We start from the raw sequence: 17890 nt of genomic DNA, 5'->3' as shown, positions 1-17890 counted from the left end.
AGGTATTAAGCCTCATCCCTCCTATGACTCAGCTGAATACGCCGTATCCATCTACGGCTTACATCACAGGGTTTCTGAGATCGCGCGGAATCGATGCTGTTCAAGAGGATCTCGCACTTGCTCTTGTGTTGAGCTTTTTTACTCCAGAAGGCATGACCGAGATTCGAGTCGAAGCGCTTCGTGTTCCCGAAGAAAATCGCAGTGCTAGCGTGAATTTTTTCTTGGATCACTTCGATTCTTATCAAACTACCATCTCACCAGTAATTCATTTCTTGCAGGGTCGTGACAGCACCTTAAGTCATCGTATTAATACCCGTGACTTTTTGCCTGAGGGCCCCCGCTTTACTGCACTCGATGTATTTGAAGATGAGGAGTCTTCTGATTCATTGGCTTGGGCCTTCGGCGCTCTGGGCTCACAGGATAGGGCTCGTCATTTAGCAACCTTGTACCTCAATGATTTATCTGATGTGCTGCGCGATGCAGTGGATGATCGCTTTGAATTTGTGCGCTATGCAGAATCGCTTGCAAGTAGTCAGCCGACCTTTACGCCGTTAGCCGAGGCACTCAAAGCTAGTCCGACGCTCATGGATTTGCATTTACAGGCGCTTGCTACCAGGGCTATTGAGCGTCATCAACCAAGCTTGGTACTTTTGTCTGTCCCTTTTCCTGGTGCGATGTACGCTGCTTTGCGAATAGCCCAAGTGATTAAAGATACTCATCCAGAAATCAAAATTGCCTTGGGCGGTGGATATGTCAATACGGAGTTGAGGGAGTTATCCGACGTTCGTATTTTTGATTATGTTGATTTCATCACACTAGATTCTGGCGAGAGGCCGCTACTTGCCTTGCTTGATCATCTCCAGAGTAAGCGCTCAGCAGAACGCTTAGTTCGTACCTTTATACGCAATTCAAGCAATCGGGTGCAATACTTAAATTGGCAAGAGCCCGATGTGCCTTTTGAGGAGGTCGGCACCGCTACTTGGGATGGCCTTCCTCTTGATGCTTACCTATCGCTTCTGGATATGTTAAATCCGATGCATCGCTTATGGAGCGATGGCCGCTGGAACAAGTTAACTGTTGCGCACGGATGCTATTGGAAAAAATGTAGCTTCTGCGATGTGTCGCTTGACTATATTTCTCGTTATGAAACTGCTTCAGCTAGTTTATTAGTAGATCGTATTGAGCAAATTGTTGCCGAGACTGGGCAGACAGGTTTTCATTTTGTAGATGAGGCCGCACCCCCGAAAATATTAAAAGCTTTGGCTAAGGAGCTTATTCGTCGTAAGGTGCTCATCTCCTGGTGGGGCAATATACGTTTTGAGAAAACCTTTACCCCTGAATTAGCTGACCTTTTAGCACGGAGTGGTTGTATTGCTATGTCTGGCGGACTTGAGGTGGCTTCTGATCGCCTTCTGAATCTAATGAAGAAGGGTGTATCTGTGGAGCAGGTAGCCCAAGTAACTAAAGGATTCTCGGATGCTGGCATTTTGGTACATGCGTATCTGATGTATGGCTTTCCTACTCAAACTGTTCAAGAGACGGTGGATGCTTTGGAGTATGTAAGGCAGCTTTTTGAGCATGGCTGCATCCAAAGTGGTTTCTTTCACCGCTTTACTTGTACCATGCACTCTCCCGTAGGTATGAATCCTCAAGAGTACGGAATTGAGTTAATTCCATTGCCAGAAACCACTTTTGCTAAAAATGATGTGCTCTTTATTGATCCTACCGGGGTTGATCATGATGCGCTGGGACAGGGCCTAAAGAAGGCTATATATAACTATATGCATGGCGTAGGATTTGATATTAAGGTCCAGTCCTGGTTTGACTCCTTGGGTATTGCCATTCCCAAGACACAGGTGCCAAAGAATTTTATTGAAAACGCCTTATATCGATAGCGTTTAATAATAAGTCAGATATACAATTATTTTGTATGGTTCTAAATTAACGTAGGAGCAACAAATGAATTTATCGCGACGCACATTCATAGCTTCAGCGGCTTTAGCTCCAGTCGCATGTGGTGTACCGTTGGCATATCAACGAGGCACTCCAGTTGCCCAGCCAAACCCCGTTCCAACTATTAGAGATCCTCAAGTAGGGCAGGAGTGGACTTACGTTAAGCGTGATGTTTTTGATGGGAAGATTCGTGGCGTCATCACTGAGCGTGTTTCTAGTGTTGGCTCAACTATTGTGATTGAGCGCTCTGACGAAAATGGAGGTCAATTGGCCAGTGAGATACAGGGTCCTTGGGGCATAGTTCAGCTTGATACTTCTTGGCCACGCGTGCTGAGTTTTAAGCCACCCATTCCCTTGTGGCCCCTAGAGTTATCCTCCAGTTGGAGCAAGCAGTTCACCACCAAATATAGCTTGGGTGGGTATTCTGAAAATTCCTATAACTGGCAGGAGTACATGACCGCGCATGGTTGGGAGCAAATTACCGTACCTGCGGGAACCTTTTTAACGTTACGTTATCAAAACCTCATTAACTATGAGAGCGAGGATGACAATAAAGTGAACTGCATTCGCAAAGAGACTCTTTGGTTTGCTCCTAGTATCGGTCGCTGGGTGGCTCGTGAGTCTTCTGGTTCTTACATGATTCAGGGGCAACTGGGTATGCCAAATTTAGAGGATAGTTTGCAATGGCAGCTCAGCTCTTACAAGTAATGCGCACCTATGGATTTACTTATTTATTAGCATCATTTTTTTTGGTGGGGTGCATTGCTACGCAGCCCTATCCCAAGGGGATACCAGTCACTCAGCCAGTTCCAACTCCTAATGTCAGAGCGCCTAAGGTAGGGCAAGAGTGGGTATATCAAGTTCGCAATGTATTTAATCAAGAGATAGTCGATACGATTACTGAAAAAGTTGTTTCCGTGGGCAGTGAAGTGCGTATAGCGCGTTCTGGATTGAAAGCGGGATCACTTCCTGATGAAATTCAATCGCCGTGGGGCTTTGTACTGCAAGATCCCCATTGGAACCCAACTCAGAAATTTTCCAAACCTATTCCCCTCTGGCCACAACAAATGCAAGTTGGTTGGAATGGATTTTTCACTGCTCAATATCAAGTACCCACTTATCCGGATGGAAGTTACTACTGGGGTCTTGGAATGACCGCGAACCAATGGGAGCGCATAAAGACGCCTGCCGGAGAGTTTTTAGTATTGCAATTTCATAATGAAATCCCCAATTTTGTAAGTAACGATCTATTTAGGGTCGGCAATCTGCGGCAAGAGGACCTCTGGTTTGCGCCGGAGATAGGCCGATGGGTCATTCGGAGAAGTTCTGGGCGGTACATTACCTCGGGTGTGTATTGGGTAAATGCCTTCTGGGAAGATTACCTGGAGTGGGAGTTAATCTCCTGGAAATAGGCAATGCGCTTAAAATAGGTGCATTGCTATGTATACCGTAAAAGAACTATTCCCCACGCTCCAGGGCGAAGGTGCCCACGCTGGTAGGGCGGCAGTATTCTGCCGCTTTGCTGGATGCAATCTTTGGAGCGGGCGCGAAGAAGATCGTGCCTCAGCGATTTGTCAGTTTTGCGATACCGATTTTGTGGGTAGCGATGGCTCTGGTGGTGGTAAGTTTGAAACTGCGATTTCACTTGCAGATGCAATCGAGACTTCATGGCGAAGCACTTCCGCAGGACCTCAGCAGCGCTATGTGGTTTTCACTGGCGGAGAGCCGCTCTTGCAACTCGATGATGAGTTAATTGCAGCACTTCATCAGAAAGGCTTTGAAGTAGCAATTGAAACGAATGGCACCATTAAAGTTCCCAAAGGGGTGGATTGGATTTGCGTAAGCCCTAAAGCTGGTGCTGAATTGATTGTTCTCCAAGCGGATGAGTTAAAGCTCGTGATTCCACAAGCCAAGCACCAGCCATTAGAAAAGTTGATGGCGCGTTTTGAGGGAATGGATTATCGCAATCGTTTCTTACAGCCTATGGATGGCCCAAACCTTAAAAGCAATACTGAATTGGCTGTAAGCTTGTGCCAAAAGCGCCCCCTATGGAGATTGAGTCTGCAATCCCATAAACTGATTGGGATTCGGTAAATTAAATAAGCACCTAATGACAAATAAACAACCAGCCATCTCTATTACTAGACGTCTTGAGTTTGATTCAGGACATCGCATTCCAAATCATGATGGTCAGTGTCGTCATCTGCACGGACATCGTTATGCAATTGAAGTTACTCTGACTGGAGAAGTGGCGGATCATCCTGGCAAAGCCGACGATGGTATGGTGCTTGACTTTGGCGATATTAAACGCTTAACCAATCAATATATTGTGGATCTTTGGGATCACGCATTTTTGGTGGCGAAAGAGGATGAAGGTTTGGTGGCTTTCTTAGGAACTTTACCCAACCATAAGACAGTCATCATGGAGCATGTGCCCACTGTAGAGAATTTAGCAAATGCTGCCTTTACTATTTTGCAACCAGTCTTTAGTAAAGCATTTAACGGTCGCTTGGAGCTCTCCTCCATTCGTCTTTATGAGACGCCCAATTGCTGGGCTGATGTTCATTCTGCTTAAATGACCCAAGTAGAGCTTGATCAGCAATTTATGCGCATGGCAATTGAGCAAGCTCAGTTAGCGGCGCAATCAGGCGAAGTTCCCGTAGGTGCGGTATTAGTGCGCGATGGCCAAGTGATTTCTAGAGCATTTAATAAACCGATCGCCAATCATGATCCCAGTGCTCATGCTGAGATGTTGGCAATACGTGATGCTGCTCTAGCTCAGGAAAATTACCGTATCCCTGGAAGCACTCTGTACGTTACCCTTGAGCCTTGTGCAATGTGCTCGGGTGCGATGCTTCATGCCAGGATTGATCGGGTCGTATATGGCGCGCCAGACCCTAAAACAGGCGCTGCTGGCAGCGTATTAGATCTATTTTCTTCTAAGCAAATTAATCACCAGACGAGCGTCGAAGGTGGCATCATGAGTGAAGAGTGCGGTCAATTGCTACGTGATTTTTTTAAGGGGCGACGTTGAAATCCATTCACCTCATAGCCCCATCAGGGGCAAGCTTAGATAATAAAAGTCCTTTGGCTGGTATCGGCTGGCTGGAGAGGCATTCTATTGCCATCCAGAATCAGGATTGCGTTCAGCGAGTGTATGAACGATTTGCGGGTAGTGATGAAGAACGCCTTGCTGAGTTAAACAATCTTTCCAAAATAGAGTCTCAGTCCTTAGTGATGGCTATGCGTGGTGGTTATGGTCTTCATCGCCTACTTCCCGGTATTGAGTGGGATGCTATTGCAAATGCAATTCAGAATGGTTTGCAGATATGTGGCCATAGCGATTTCACAGTCTTTCAGTTGGGATTGTTGGCAAAAACAGGCGCTATTACATTGGCTGGTCCGATGCTCAACTACGACTTCGGGCGACTCGGTGATGATGGGGCAGCGGTGGTCCCAGATGAATTCATGTGGAAGCATTTCCAGGCTGCTGTACAAGATCGCGAGCTTGATTGCCAAGTGTCAGCCCCCCAATCTTTTATGGGTAAAGCAAGTTCGCATTCTCTGACGGGTCTTTTGTGGGGCGGCAATTTAACGGTAGTAGCAGGTTTAGTTGGTACGCCATACCTTCCCTCTGCCAAGCAAACACAGGGCGGCATCTTATTTTTGGAGGATGTGAATGAACATCCTTATCGAATTGAAAGAATGTTGATGCAGCTTTTGGATGCAGGCATTCTCTCCAATCAGGGTGCAATATTGCTGGGCGGTTTTTCTGCTTACCGTCTTTACGATAACGATAAAGGCTATTCGCTCGAGCGGGCGATTGAGGCTATCCGCAAACGTTTACCGCAAGAAATTCCCATCCTCACTGGCTTACCATTTGGCCATCAGGCAAATAAATTAACCTTACCTGTCGGCGCTCAAGCCCATTTGAATTTCAATCCAAGTGGATTTGAAATCAAAGCACAGTGGTAACTTTTATCAGCAATCATTTAAGCCATGTTTTCTTGAGGGGCGCGCTCATTTCAATTGCGCTCACATTTGCAGGAGCATCAATGGCAACTGAAGAACCAAAGTATTCCGTACTGGAAAAAGAGCCTCCATTTGAAGTTCGCGCTTATGCCCCCATGATTGTGGCTGAAGTGCAAGTCGATGGCGATTTAGACGATGCTTCAAGCCAGGGATTTCGCTTGATTGCAGCCTATATTTTTGGCCAAAATCAGGTGAGTGAAAAAATTGCCATGACGGCACCTGTGATGGTGGAAGATCAAAAACAAAAGAGCGCCAAGATCGCCATGACAGCTCCTGTTGGAATTGAATCTAGCGCCGGCAAATGGACTGTGTCATTCGTAATGCCTGCGGAGTACACCATGGAAACAATTCCTAAGCCAATCAATCCACAGGTGCAATTACGTCAAATTCCTGGAGTAAAAAAGGCGGTAGTCAGCTTCTCGGGTTTTTATAATCAGCAGAAAGTTGCTGAGAAAACGTTAGAGCTTGAGCAGTGGATGAAAACACGTAATCTTCAAGGTGCCGGAGCCCCGAATTTTTCACGTTACAACCCGCCTTGGACATTACCCTTCATGCGGCGTAATGAGGTCATGATTAAGCTGCGTGACTAGTTTTTCGCTTCAAAGCTTTTTAAAACAAATTGGCCGCCACCATTAATTCCTAGGGCCTTAGTCAAAATCGGCAAAGCCTGCGCGAGGTGTTTTTCTAGAGTCCATGGCGGATTAATGATGAACATACCGCTTGCCTGCAAACGACGTTCACCTGGTGCATTTTCAACACGCAATTCAGTATGTAGCCAAGAACGCTTATGAGCCGCTGCAATCTTTTTTAGACGATCAGGCAGGGCAGCTGATTCTCTTCTTGAGAGTACGGGGTACCAAACTGCATAACAGCCAGTGGCAAAGCGTTGTAGGGCCTCTTCCATGACAACTTCAAGATAGCGATAGTCTTGCTTATCCTCATAGGAAGGATCAATTAGCACTAAGCCGCGTCGACTAGGGGGTGGAACTAAACCCTTCAACCGAGCAAAACTATCCTCAGCATAAATATCGATCTGTTTAGACTGTTTCAGTTCGCCAATGTTATGACGCAGAATATCAATCTCTTTGGGATGTAGTTCAAATAATTTGAGGCGGTCTTGCGGACGTAATAAGCGAGCCAGAATAAATGGAGAGCCTGGATAGGTTGAGAGTTGCCCATCAATATTCTCGGCTTCAATGCATCCTAAATACTCTTGAATACTCTCTGGAATTGGCGTGTTAGTGCGCTTGCAAGCATCCACATATTGCATCAAGCGAAAAATGCCTCCATCAGCCTCCTTGCTTACCGTGGAGAATCCATCTTGTAGGCTGTAGATGCCAGCACCTGCATGGGTATCTACCATTGTGAGTGCGCCAGGCTTCTCTTGTAAGTAGTTCACCAAATGAATTAAGGTGAGGTGCTTAAGGATGTCCGCATGACTTCCAGCATGAAAAGCGTGTCGATAGCTAAACATCTTTAATTATTTTGCCTTGCTAGGTATCTGGGTAAATTGCGCCTTTATATAAAAGACGAGGGTAGTGGCCACAATGACAATAGATAAATATTGCAAAGGAAGGTTTAGCTCTAAGTCCATAACTTGAGTAAGGTGGGCATATATAGCCACAACACCACCAAGCGCAATCAGATGTGGCCAAATCTTTTTTGGGCCTAGTTGGGTCTCTTGTAATTGGTTTGCTAGTAAAGCTCCAAGCATTCCGCACCAGATGCCAAAGCCTGCGCCCCCTAAAATATCAGTAAGCCAGTGGGCCCCCACCGCATTGCGGGATAGGCCTACCAATAGCGCAAGTAAAAATAGTGGTAGCAGCGCTTTACGTTTATTCTTATCAGCAGAAAAATAAAAGGCACTTGCGATAGCAAATGCAGTCAGTGTATGGCCAGAGGGAAAGGCTTTATAGAGAAGTGCTTCGCCAATACGATGAAAGCTTCCATCCGTCAAAACACCAGCAGGTCTAGGTAGATCAAAAGCCCTTTTTAAAAAGGTACTCATCAATGCACCTATAGCCCCAGCAAAAATTCCTGCTGAAAGTAGGCGTGGAGCAATGATTAATAAAGGGAAGGAGAGGGCAAATAATCCCCAGCCATTGCCAAAAAAAGTTAGCCAAGCCCAAACAGTATCGGGGAGTTTTTGTGTGAAGCCATTAACAAATAAAAAACTACTACTTTGAAATTCTCCGAAGTAGATTAGAAAAGCGAGCGCAAGAGGGGCTAATGGAATGAACCAAGCAAATGCAGGAATTGCTTTGTTATTCATCCAGCTTAGCGAGCCTTCGCTTTATCAGCATCTTCTAATTGCTTAATTACTTTATCTAACACTTGTGTGACGGTAATGGCCTGCATACACACATTGTCATGACAAGGTGTTTTACGATGATTAGCAGCACTCACACAGGGTGAGCAGGCAAGGTTTGCCGTAATGGCGATGGAGTTGCCAACCGACCCATAAAGAGCTGGAGTCTCAGGCCCAAACAGAACAACGGTTCTCAATGGCGTTACTGCTGAGAAGTGACCAGGACCAGAATCATTTGTCACCATCACATCTGAAAGGGTGTAGAGCGGTGGCAACTCGCCAAAGCTGACCTGACCAGCAAAGTTCAAGGCGTTTTTAACATTAGACACAGCACGAACTTTTTCTACATATACAAATTCAGCGGGCGAGCCAGTGATCAAGATGAGATCGTTTGGATATTGCTCATGAATTGCTTGGATCAACTCAGAAAAGCGTTGTTGCGCCCAACGACGCTGTGGAAGTAAATCGCTTGCATTCGGGTTAATCAAAATCAAACGATCTTTACCATAGGTGTAATCGATGCGAGCTTCTTTGGCCATCTTCTCAATACGCTCACGGACCTTTTGTAAGGCCTCTGGATTAATGATGGCCTGCTCTAAACGCACTTCAGAATCTTTAATTTCAATCTTGCTAAAAGGCACTTCAATCTTTTGGGCAAAGGCTGCATGAATTAAAGACAGGAAATTCTTGGTAATGTGAATATGTGGGTTGTAATGCACCTTGCGGGTCAGCATGAAGCCACGCCATAATCCTTCACCGTGATAGATGTGATAGCCAACACGACGACGTGCACCGCACATACCGGTTAGTAAGGCGGTAAAGCGGGAGAATAATTCCAAGTCAATAACGGTATCTATACGATGCTTACGAGCAAGAATTAAAAAGCGTAACGTATCCTTGATTAAGCCACCTAAGCTTGATGAATCAATAGTGAAAATATTTTCTGGCTTGACGGTGTTGAGCAAAGTCAGGCTGGCGCGATTACTTTTGAATATTAAGAAAAATAATTCTGCTCCGCGTGCTTTTGCATTACGCATTGCTGGGTCAACCAAAATAGCGCTTCCCATTTCTGATAGTTCAATGAAGAGTAATTTCTTTGGAGTCTTCGGACCGCGACTGAAGATATTTTTTACACCATCAATGAGGGCGATAAATGGACTGACGATGGCGCAAAGTGGTACACCAACCCAGTGATCAATGGCGCGCATAGTGTTGACGCTAATAGTCATAGTTTTACTCTACAGAATTATTTTCGTTTTAATAAAAAATAGGCGCCAGGCAGGACTGACAAAACAGTAATTGCTCCATAGCTAATAGAAGCAAGCACTGTTAATGATGGGTTGACACCCCATAAGGCCAACACTGATGATAGGGTGGCTTCGCGCAATCCCCATCCTGAAATACTGATCGGCAGCATCAACAGCAAACTGAGTGCGGGTAGACCAATCATTAAGCCCTCAATTGGAGCATCTACTCCGTAAGCCTTCAGGCAAAACAGCAGGGTCAAAATAGTGAGGAAGTGAATACCAATCGCTAAGCATGCTTGAGCAATATTATTTGGCCAGGCAAATGCAAGCCTGATACCTGGCATTGCGTTATTCATGTTGAAACGATCTAGAAACTTCTGTAAAAGTTGTTTACTAGGATCCCAGGCCAAGATGAGCGCAATTGCTACGCCTGCTAACAACATGATTGCCATGACTGCGTAGCCAAGGTCTTGACCCCATGCGGCTAATGTAGCGCCGCCCAATATCAAGCCAATTCCGCCAAGTAAATTATTACCAGCCAAACCAAGGAGGCGGTCGACAAGCACCATCGAAAAACTTAAACGCAATTTAGGGGTAGCTTGCTCAAGATTTACTGAGTGATGAAGTTCATCATCCAGTTCTTTTGTTTCCGATAAATTACCAGTGCTGGTTAAATGCGTTGCAGTGATAGCGCGATAACTATCGCCGCCTAATGTACTTGGCAAACCTTGGTTAATCAGACCACCTGCAAAATAAAGGCCAATGTAAGAGCGAATGCGGCGTGGAAATCCTACCGCTTGCATAAACAATCCCCAGCGATAGCCACCACAAATAAAAGCAAACATCATGCTTGCTAGGGCTGCCAAGAACCAAAGGGGTTGCATCTGAATGTGACTATCAAATAATGAGTGCCAATCAATTCCACTCGTGGCTTTCCAGAGTAGGGCGATGGAAAGTAGAACGCGAATTGTGGGCCAAGCTCGTTTGAGAATGGATTTCCACCCCGATTGGGTTTTGGGGGTGGGTTGTGCTTGTGAACTCATAAGCGTAAGGATAATGCCTTGGGCGCCTAAGGTCTTGAATTTGGGGGAATTACTCCGTTCCGCTGGAGCCTTGCCAGTTGCTGCATAGGCTAAAGTCAAATTTTGATAAAACTCGGCCAAAACGCTCAATCTCTAAGCTGTCTAAGGGCTCACAAGCCTCAAAAGCCGATTTATTACCCACTGGCATAGGGTGAGGCATACCCGACCAGTTAATAAGCAGCACCTTTGCGCCTTTTGGCAGGTCTCCAAACCAAAGATCGAACTGATCTTGTCGTTGATCTAAAACAAATACCGGGGTGGGGGATGCATACCAAGCAGCGCGACTACCCAATGTCCAGTTTTGAACGGCAATACCATCGGCTTTGGTGGCTTTCGTGAGCTCCGCCGCTTTTTGACCTGCCACCTTCCAGCCGTATAAATCTGCAATCGGATTAGATTTGATTGATGCTGAATTCATTCCACCAGACAATACATAAGCAAAGCCGATACAACACAGAGCAATTTGGACAAAAAATAAAATACGAATCCATTGACGATGTTGCGTTGCCCAGGCTTTTGCTAAACCAATTCCAGCAAACGGCGCAAGGCAAAACCAGGCAGGTGAAGTCCAGTGAGGAAGCCCTCCTCCGCCGGATAAGCTGACAAATATTACGAATGGAATTAAAAAGAATCCGAAGAGCGCAAGCAATGATATTTTGGTTGCGTGCATACAGTCTTTGAGGAATATAAAAGACCCGAAGATAAAGAGAGGTCCAAAGACTAGTATTTGAATTCCAATATAGGCACCTAGTCTGCGCCAGAGCCATTGGCCGCCGCTGCCATGGGCCAGTTGGTATTTAAAGGAGATCCAGTCATTTGCCCAATTCCAATATAGGACGGGGGTGATTAACACCAAGGCAATCATTACGGCCAACCAAAAACCAACTTTAGTTACCCATGATTTTCTGGGTGTGCTTAGGAAAACAAATAACAATGCAAGCGCAGTAAAGGCGGCAGTATATTTACTAAGACCAGCTAGTCCTAATAAGATGCCGGTAATAATCCAATCACTAATGCTAAATTGATCTTTACTAAGCCAGCGTAAAGCCATCAACATCAAACCTAAACTCAAAGGTGCTAATAGAGTATCTGGTAGTAAACCAATTGCCAAAATATTCAACATAGGTGCGGCAACTACAACCAAGATTGCTAATAGGCCACATAAATTTTCTGAGGGAAGTACGCTCGTGAGATAGCCTGCGTTACGTCCGCGTATAAAGTGATGCACTTGAACTGTTACTTGGTAAACCAAATAACAAGAGAGAATCCACAGCAGCTCTGGAATGAGGCGAATAATGCCTTCTGATGAGGTGAGGGCCACTAGGGGCCACTGAATCCAGCCGACCAAAGGTGGATGATCAAAATAGCTCCAGGCTAAATGTTGGGCATACAGAGCGTAATGGGCCTCATCAACTGAGAACTCTATTGAAAAACCCAAAGCCAGATGAACTACTGCGGCAATAAAGACGCAGATCGCAGCCCAGCTAGAAGGTGATTGTTGGCGCATGACATGATTTTAGACTCACGCAGAGCATTCTTTGGGACAATTGAGTCATGTTCAAGCGAGCCTCCTTATTTTTCATCCTCAGCACAGTCCTATTTTTAGCTGGGTGTGCTGGGCTAGGTGGCGATTCCGTACAAAACGAAGCTGGTCAGCCATTTAATGCGGATCAATTACCGGCCCAAGATGAACTGCCTAAATTCTCGGCCGAGACCCCGCGAGATGGTATGCCCAACGGCTGGAATTTTTATCGCATTGCGCCATTTAAAAAGAATACGGTCTATCGCCTCGAAAACTATCAAGGCAAAACAGTACTTAGCGCAAACTCCAAAACATCCGCCTCTGGTTTGGCTGTCAAGTTACGCCCACGCCAGGCTGCAAATTTATTGCTGCAATGGGAGTGGAAGGTAATTAACCCAATTGTTAATGCTGATAACGCAGATGGTTATGCGGACGATGCGCCACTTCGATTACTAGTTGCATTTGACGGCAATAAATCTAAGTTACCCCTAAAAGAAAAGATGACTTTTGAGATGGCTAATCTCATTAGTGGACAAGAAATGCCTTATGCAACCTTGATGTATATCTGGTCAGGAAAATCACCTGTCGATACCGTCATTACGAATGCCCATACTGCTCGAATCAAAATGATTGTGGTGGATTCTGGTTGGAGCAATTTAGGTCAGTGGCAGAAGCATCAACGCGATTTAGCTGCCGACTATAAGCGTGCTTATGGCGAAGCTCCGGGGGAGATTATTGGTATCGCCTTGCTTACAGATACAGATAATACAAAGTCTGAAACACGTGCCTTTTACGGTGATATTGAATTAATTCGCAAAAATCAAAAATAATCCCTACCTATCAACTATTGATCGGTAGGATGCCAACGTTTCAGTAATAGTGCATTACTGAGAACACAGAAGCTTGATAGTGCCATGGCGCTTCCAGCAAGCATTGGCGAAAGATAGCCGAGTGCAGCTAAGGGGATGCCAGTAGCATTAAAGATAAAAGCCCAGAATAAATTTTGCTGAATCTTTTTCCAGGTCCGCTTAGAGATATCAATCGCATTGGCGACTAAATTGGGGTCACCTCTCATTAGGGTGATGCCAGCAGCTTGCATCGCTACATCGGTGCCGGTCGACATCGCCATGCCAACATCTGCAGTAGCCAGAGCAGGCGCATCGTTAACGCCATCACCCACCATCGCTACAAATTGGCGTTCACCATTTTTGGATTGAAGTTTGCGAATAATGTCAGCCTTATCGCCCGGCAATACTTGCGCAAATACTTCTTCAATACCAATCGTTTTTGCAACACGATTGGCGGCTGCAGTATTGTCACCAGAGAGCATCACTGCACGAATATGTAGGTGATGTAAAGCGCTTACTGCTTCTTTGGCATTGCCTTTGAGCTCATCTCCAAAGGCAATGATGGCAATGGGTGTTGACGGTGCTGAAGGTGCTGAGGATATTTCTTTACTCATCAATATGCTAACGGTTTGCCCTGCATCAAAACATGCTTGTGCTTCTTTCAATATTGCAGGGTGATATGGGTCATGCTCTAAGGATGCAATGCTTTGAAGAGTGAGATCTTGGCCGGCAAAGATGCCTGAACTAGGTTTGCCAGTAATGCCAATGCCAGGAAACGCTTTGCTGTCGGTTGGGGTGATCGGGCTCAACCCCTTTTGTTTGGTAGCATCCAGCAGTGCTTTTGCAAGAGGATGTTCGCTTCCGAGTTGCAGGCCTGCAGCACTTGCCAAGATGTCATCCTTGGTAACTGTGCTCGAAAGAGGAATGATTTTTAGTAATCGAGGTTTGCCAATCGTGAGTGTGCCCGTTTTATCAAACGCAACTACGTTTAAACGATGCGCCAACTCTAGAACCTGAGGATCTTTTATAAGAATGCCAAAGCGTGCTGCTACTCCAGTGCCAGCCATGATGGCTGCTGGTGTTGCAAGACCTAAAGCGCATGGACATGCAATTACAAGAACAGAGACTGCTCTCAAAATGGCAATCGATGCAGAGTCTAAATAAAGCCAGTTCGCTAATCCAGTGATGAGTGCAATCACAATCACACTCGGTACAAAAATAGCACTGACTTGATTAACTAATTTTTGTATGGGAGCCTTTTGAGTCTGCGCATCTTCCACCATGGAGATAATCTTGGAGAGAACGCTCTCGACGCCTACTGCTTGGGCCTCTATAACTAGTAGCCCTTCGCCATTGAGGGCGCCGCCGATGACTTTTTCATCAACATGTTTTTTGACGGGATCACTTTCACCGGTGAGGAGAGATTCATCAACATGACTGCTCCCAAGCAAGATCATTCCATCTACGGGGATACGTTCACCAGGTAATACCAATATGCGATCTCTTGGAAATACTTGATCAAGAGGAAGGTCGCGAAATTGGTCTAGTGGTGAGCCATCGGCAATGATGACATTTTGATTAATCACTTTGGCGTGCTCAGGCCAAAGTTTTTGTAGTGCGCGGATTGCTTCGCTAGTTTGTTGCTTTGCTCTGGCTTCCAACCATTTGCCAAGCATGACCATGCAAATGATGACTGCTGATCCTTCAAAATACAGTTCGTGACTTGCATGGGGTGATGCAATCATTTGATACACACTTAATCCATAGGCTGCACTTGTACCAAGCGCTACCAATAAATCCATATTGCCAACACCCGACATCAGAGATTTGAAGCCCGCTTTATAAAAGCGCCAACCCAAGAAGAATTGCACTGGGGTCGCAAGCAGGAGTTGCCATTTTGGTAATAGTGACCAATGAATGCCAAAAGGCATCAGGAGCATGGGCAAAAAGAGTGGGGTGGAGAGAGCAAAACCTAGAATGACTCGGCCAAGGCCGTCAGCCCCCCAAAATAATTTGGAGGGCGCTAATTCTGGAATAGCGTGTGGGCTGCTAATTTTGGCCGAATAGCCCGTTTTTTCTACTAAAGCGATGATTTCATCGATTTTGATCCCGGAATCAGCTTTTAGGCGAATTTTGGCTTGTTCGGTGGCTAAATTCACACTAGCTGCCTCAACCCCCGAAATCTTGCCTAAAGCCTTCTCGACCCTGCCAACACAGGATGCACAGGTCATGCCGCCGATATCTAGAGTAAAAAGCTCTGGATTGGTGTCTTTTTGGAGGCTCATATAGAAGATAATCTACTGCATGCAAGCCACATTTACATCAAAGGGCTTTATATGTTGAGTTTGAAAGTATCTGGTATGACCTGTGGGGGCTGTATTAATGCCGTAACTCGGGCAATTCAGGCTGAGGACCCGCAAGCAACAGTACAAGCGGATTTGGAGAGCCAGATTGTCACGCTTGAAACCACCTTAACCCCAGCTCAGGCAAGCCAGTTGATAACAGATGCGGGCTTTCCAGTATCCAATTCTGTTTAGATCGTATTGATATTGGCGTTGTTAAGCAATTTTTTGCTGACGCGGTTAATCTACCCGCTGTTCAATAAATATCGAATTTAATAATTCTAGGTTGCTATTTCTAGAATTGCACATCATAGGAGAAGGTAGTGTCAGTAACTGTAGAAGCCGCTCAAGGCTTGCTTAAAAACTTAGTTGATCCCAATACGAAGATCGACTTTGTTACTGCAAAGAATATTAAAAATCTCCGCGTAGAAGATGGCAATGTTTCTTTGGATATTGTGCTGGGCTATCCCGCTAAGAGCCAGTTTGACTCAATTCGTAAAGCGGTGATCAACGTATTGCGTGAGTTACCGGGCGTAAAAAATGTCAGCGTCAATATTTCTAGTCAAATTGTTGCACATGCAGTGCAACGTGGCGTGAAATTATTGCCTGGCGTAAAAAATATTATTGCGGTAGCCAGCGGTAAGGGCGGAGTGGGGAAGTCCACAACAGCTGTGAATCTGGCTCTAGCACTCTCGGCTGAAGGTGCGCAAGTTGGCATCTTAGATGCGGATATTTATGGACCCAGTCAACCAATGATGTTGGGTATTACTGGTCGACCAGACTCTATTGAAGAAAATACGATCGAACCAATGGAGGCTTATGGTCTGCAAGCAAGCTCGATTGGTTTCTTAATCGATGATGATGCACCGATGGTATGGCGCGGTCCGATGGTGACCTCTGCTCTTGAGCAGTTGCTTCGTCAAACCCGTTGGCGTGATTTGGATTACTTGATTGTGGATATGCCGCCCGGCACAGGTGACATCCAGCTGACTTTGGCACAAAAGGTTCCTGTGACTGGATCTGTCATAGTTACAACGCCGCAGGATATTGCATTGCTGGATGCTCGCAAAGGCCTGAAGATGTTTGAGAAGGTAGGAGTACCCATTATTGGCATTATTGAAAATATGAGTACTTACGTTTGCACTAAGTGTGGACATGAAGAGCACGTATTTGGGACTGGCGGCGGTGAAAAAATGTGTAAAGAATATGCGGTGGATTTCTTGGGCTCTTTACCGTTGAACCTTTCGATTCGTGAGCAAGCTGATGCGGGACGTCCAACGGTAGTGGCTGACCCAGATGGTGTAATTAGCGCAATCTATAAAGGCATTGCTAGACAGGTTGCCATCCATGTTGCTACTCTATCCAAAGATATGAGCAGTAAGTTTCCGAACATCGTGGTTCAAAACACCTGAGGCTCTGAACTTTTATGCGCTTTGCAGTGCTAATGCGTAAGCAAAATATTGACAACCCATGGATTTCGTATCGCTGGGTGCCTCAGGAGGTATTGCCTGATTTCGGGCAATTTAGTAGCAGTCAAAGTAACTCTATCTCGGGTCAGTTTTTGGGGCGAGATGCAGATGGTGAATCTTGGATGTTTACCGGCTATGAGCTTGACCTTTTTCTGGATGAGGCTGAGGGCTACTATCTCAATGTTTCAGCCGCAGTCCCAAGCTGGTTTGTGATGTGGCGTCTAGAAGAAGATATTGAGCGTTATATCGATGAGCAATCTATTTCCTTAGCTAAGGCTGAGACAACATTTGCAGTCCCACATCGTATTTGCGTAAGCTACCACGAGGCTGCACGCTTGCTTGATGGTGGTGAGTCAGTTGATGCAGTTCCCATGATCGACGAGCATGCTGCTTGGTTGCAGGAGTATGTCAATGAAAACTACCGACCAGAACCTAAAAAACGCCATAAGCCTGCTTCATTCAAGGGTGCCAAGCGCCCTATGGGGGAATAATGGCTGACGGATTTCTAGGGCGTTGGTCTAAGCGTAAGGCGGGGAGAGAAGTCGGCGAAGTTGAGCTGCCAGAAAAAAAACTAGAAACTCCTAAGGAAGTCACTCAAGCATCTCCTGTTGAGATTGTTTCAGAAGAGATTCCGCCACCGGTGACTTTGGATGATGTGGCCAAGATTGATCGTTTTGACCCAGATTTTTCTGCTTTTATGAAATCGGATGTAGATCCAGCCGTTCAGCAAGCAGCCCTAAAGAAAATGTTTACCGATCCTCACTTCAACATCATGGATGGATTGGATATCTATATTGATGATTACAGCAAACCAGACCCATTACCCCCTGGAATGCTAGAGAGAATGGTTCAGAGCGATATGCTCAATCTATTTAGCAAGTCGAGCGAAGATATTGCTCAGGATTCTCGGCAAAGCGTAAGCCACGCAGCCAATCCACGGCCAGAAGGTGACGCGTCAGCGGTTGAGCAGCAAAGTGATTTAACATCGCCACAACAAAAACCAGCTCCATTGGATGAAGCGCCGAATGAAGTACCGAGCGAAGTACTCGCTGAGTCATCAATTCGGCCTAAACAGAAAAAAACCTAA

Annotated in this window: 19 protein-coding genes; 13 read left to right on the top strand and 6 right to left on the bottom strand. The window is 45.8% G+C overall.

All coding sequences use genetic code 11. The features are described 5' to 3' along the window. Positions 1 to 23 precede the first annotated feature (23 nt). The 8 genes from ICN36_RS02990 (at position 24) to ICN36_RS02955 (ending at position 6575) form a co-directional block, all read left to right on the top strand. Complete coding sequence (locus ICN36_RS02990; protein ID WP_255531216.1) at positions 24 to 1895, top strand: radical SAM protein; 1872 nt, start codon at positions 24 to 26, stop codon at positions 1893 to 1895. Positions 1896 to 1959: 64 nt separating this feature from the next. Further along, positions 1960 to 2661, top strand: coding sequence for a hypothetical protein (locus tag ICN36_RS02985; protein WP_216226935.1), 702 nt, complete (start codon positions 1960 to 1962; stop codon positions 2659 to 2661). Continuing rightward, complete coding sequence (locus ICN36_RS02980; RefSeq protein WP_216226934.1) at positions 2637 to 3365, top strand: hypothetical protein; 729 nt, start codon at positions 2637 to 2639, stop codon at positions 3363 to 3365. Before ICN36_RS02985 ends, ICN36_RS02980 begins: the two co-directional genes overlap by 25 nt. Before the next feature lie 28 nt (positions 3366 to 3393). Further along, positions 3394 to 4047: a 7-carboxy-7-deazaguanine synthase gene (gene queE / locus ICN36_RS02975; protein ID WP_216226933.1), complete on the top strand. Its 654-nt coding sequence runs from the start codon at positions 3394 to 3396 to the stop codon at positions 4045 to 4047. 16 nt (positions 4048 to 4063) lie between these two features. Then, complete coding sequence (gene queD / locus ICN36_RS02970; RefSeq protein WP_216151896.1) at positions 4064 to 4528, top strand: 6-carboxytetrahydropterin synthase QueD; 465 nt, start codon at positions 4064 to 4066, stop codon at positions 4526 to 4528. Then, on the top strand, positions 4529 to 4987 hold the full coding sequence (gene tadA / locus ICN36_RS02965) for a tRNA adenosine(34) deaminase TadA (protein WP_216226932.1): 459 nt from the start codon (positions 4529 to 4531) through the stop codon (positions 4985 to 4987). Further along, a complete protein-coding gene (locus ICN36_RS02960; RefSeq protein WP_216226931.1) occupies positions 4984 to 5928 on the top strand; it encodes an LD-carboxypeptidase in 945 nt (314 codons plus the stop codon). Before tadA ends, ICN36_RS02960 begins: the two co-directional genes overlap by 4 nt. Before the next feature lie 80 nt (positions 5929 to 6008). After that, on the top strand, positions 6009 to 6575 hold the full coding sequence (locus tag ICN36_RS02955) for a heme-binding protein (RefSeq protein ID WP_216226930.1): 567 nt from the start codon (positions 6009 to 6011) through the stop codon (positions 6573 to 6575). Here ICN36_RS02955 and ICN36_RS02950 read toward each other — a convergent pair. Genes ICN36_RS02950 through ICN36_RS02930 form a run of 5 tightly spaced genes read right to left on the bottom strand, consistent with a single transcriptional unit; the run spans position 6572 to position 12129 of the window. Then, positions 6572 to 7459, bottom strand: coding sequence for a 23S rRNA (adenine(2030)-N(6))-methyltransferase RlmJ (locus ICN36_RS02950; RefSeq protein WP_216226929.1), 888 nt, complete (start codon positions 7457 to 7459; stop codon positions 6572 to 6574). The two genes, ICN36_RS02955 and ICN36_RS02950, sit on opposite strands and share 4 nt — an antisense overlap. Positions 7460 to 7465: 6 nt before the next feature. Further along, complete coding sequence (locus ICN36_RS02945) at positions 7466 to 8257, bottom strand: phosphatase PAP2 family protein (protein ID WP_216226928.1); 792 nt, start codon at positions 8255 to 8257, stop codon at positions 7466 to 7468. A gap of 5 nt (positions 8258 to 8262) precedes the next feature. Next, a complete protein-coding gene (locus tag ICN36_RS02940) occupies positions 8263 to 9522 on the bottom strand; it encodes a glycosyltransferase family 9 protein (protein ID WP_216226927.1) in 1260 nt (419 codons plus the stop codon). Positions 9523 to 9539: 17 nt separating this feature from the next. Further along, entirely contained in the window at positions 9540 to 10583 is a 1044-nt protein-coding gene (locus ICN36_RS02935; RefSeq protein ID WP_216226926.1) for a lysylphosphatidylglycerol synthase transmembrane domain-containing protein, read from the bottom strand. Between the two features lie 49 nt (positions 10584 to 10632). Further along, positions 10633 to 12129 (bottom strand): glycosyltransferase family 39 protein, encoded by a 1497-nt coding sequence (locus ICN36_RS02930; protein ID WP_216226925.1) that lies wholly within the window; start codon positions 12127 to 12129, stop codon positions 10633 to 10635. Positions 12130 to 12176: 47 nt separating this feature from the next. Between ICN36_RS02930 and ICN36_RS02925 the strand changes: the two genes are divergently transcribed. After that, complete coding sequence (locus ICN36_RS02925) at positions 12177 to 12974, top strand: DUF3047 domain-containing protein (RefSeq protein WP_216226924.1); 798 nt, start codon at positions 12177 to 12179, stop codon at positions 12972 to 12974. Between the two features lie 14 nt (positions 12975 to 12988). Here ICN36_RS02925 and ICN36_RS02920 read toward each other — a convergent pair whose 3' ends face one another. Next, positions 12989 to 15277: a cation-translocating P-type ATPase gene (locus tag ICN36_RS02920; protein ID WP_216226923.1), complete on the bottom strand. Its 2289-nt coding sequence runs from the start codon at positions 15275 to 15277 to the stop codon at positions 12989 to 12991. A 51-nt stretch (positions 15278 to 15328) separates the two neighbouring features. Between ICN36_RS02920 and ICN36_RS02915 the strand changes: the two genes are divergently transcribed. The 4 genes from ICN36_RS02915 (at position 15329) to ICN36_RS02900 (ending at position 17890) form a co-directional block, all read left to right on the top strand. Beyond that, a complete protein-coding gene (locus ICN36_RS02915; RefSeq protein WP_216226922.1) occupies positions 15329 to 15529 on the top strand; it encodes a heavy-metal-associated domain-containing protein in 201 nt (66 codons plus the stop codon). 128 nt (positions 15530 to 15657) lie between these two features. After that, the gene (gene apbC, locus ICN36_RS02910; RefSeq protein WP_216226921.1) at positions 15658 to 16746 is read left to right on the top strand and encodes an iron-sulfur cluster carrier protein ApbC; all 1089 of its coding nucleotides are present in this window, start codon (positions 15658 to 15660) and stop codon (positions 16744 to 16746) included. A gap of 32 nt (positions 16747 to 16778) precedes the next feature. Then, a complete protein-coding gene (locus tag ICN36_RS02905) occupies positions 16779 to 17294 on the top strand; it encodes a DUF3305 domain-containing protein (RefSeq protein ID WP_370623393.1) in 516 nt (171 codons plus the stop codon). Continuing rightward, positions 17294 to 17890 carry a DUF3306 domain-containing protein gene (locus ICN36_RS02900; protein WP_216226919.1) on the top strand — a complete coding sequence of 199 codons (597 nt, stop codon included), beginning with the start codon at positions 17294 to 17296 and terminating at the stop codon, positions 17888 to 17890. Before ICN36_RS02905 ends, ICN36_RS02900 begins: the two co-directional genes overlap by 1 nt.

The organism is Polynucleobacter sp. UK-Gri1-W3, from assembly GCF_018881595.1.
Classification (GTDB): domain Bacteria; phylum Pseudomonadota; class Gammaproteobacteria; order Burkholderiales; family Burkholderiaceae; genus Polynucleobacter.
The sequence above is the reverse complement of the archived record's forward strand: the minus strand, read 5'-3'. Positions and strand labels throughout refer to the sequence as shown.

Bases quoted from the DNA above. Each gene is read 5' to 3' on its own strand.
- ICN36_RS02990 (WP_255531216.1), top strand. From the start codon at position 24: ATGACTCAGCTGAATACGCCGTATCCATCTACGGCTTACATCACAGGG.
- ICN36_RS02985 (WP_216226935.1), top strand. From the start codon at position 1,960: ATGAATTTATCGCGACGCACATTCATAGCTTCAGCGGCTTTAGCTCCA.
- ICN36_RS02980 (WP_216226934.1), top strand. From the start codon at position 2,637: ATGGCAGCTCAGCTCTTACAAGTAATGCGCACCTATGGATTTACTTAT.
- queE (WP_216226933.1), top strand. From the start codon at position 3,394: ATGTATACCGTAAAAGAACTATTCCCCACGCTCCAGGGCGAAGGTGCC.
- queD (WP_216151896.1), top strand. From the start codon at position 4,064: ATGACAAATAAACAACCAGCCATCTCTATTACTAGACGTCTTGAGTTT.
- tadA (WP_216226932.1), top strand. From the start codon at position 4,529: ATGACCCAAGTAGAGCTTGATCAGCAATTTATGCGCATGGCAATTGAG.
- ICN36_RS02955 (WP_216226930.1), top strand. From the start codon at position 6,009: ATGGCAACTGAAGAACCAAAGTATTCCGTACTGGAAAAAGAGCCTCCA.
- ICN36_RS02950 (WP_216226929.1), bottom strand. From the start codon at position 7,459: ATGTTTAGCTATCGACACGCTTTTCATGCTGGAAGTCATGCGGACATC.
- ICN36_RS02945 (WP_216226928.1), bottom strand. From the start codon at position 8,257: ATGAATAACAAAGCAATTCCTGCATTTGCTTGGTTCATTCCATTAGCC.
- ICN36_RS02940 (WP_216226927.1), bottom strand. From the start codon at position 9,522: ATGACTATTAGCGTCAACACTATGCGCGCCATTGATCACTGGGTTGGT.
- ICN36_RS02935 (WP_216226926.1), bottom strand. From the start codon at position 10,583: ATGAGTTCACAAGCACAACCCACCCCCAAAACCCAATCGGGGTGGAAA.
- ICN36_RS02930 (WP_216226925.1), bottom strand. From the start codon at position 12,129: ATGCGCCAACAATCACCTTCTAGCTGGGCTGCGATCTGCGTCTTTATT.
- ICN36_RS02925 (WP_216226924.1), top strand. From the start codon at position 12,177: ATGTTCAAGCGAGCCTCCTTATTTTTCATCCTCAGCACAGTCCTATTT.
- ICN36_RS02920 (WP_216226923.1), bottom strand. From the start codon at position 15,277: ATGAGCCTCCAAAAAGACACCAATCCAGAGCTTTTTACTCTAGATATC.
- ICN36_RS02915 (WP_216226922.1), top strand. From the start codon at position 15,329: ATGTTGAGTTTGAAAGTATCTGGTATGACCTGTGGGGGCTGTATTAAT.
- ICN36_RS02905 (WP_370623393.1), top strand. From the start codon at position 16,779: ATGCGTAAGCAAAATATTGACAACCCATGGATTTCGTATCGCTGGGTG.
- ICN36_RS02900 (WP_216226919.1), top strand. From the start codon at position 17,294: ATGGCTGACGGATTTCTAGGGCGTTGGTCTAAGCGTAAGGCGGGGAGA.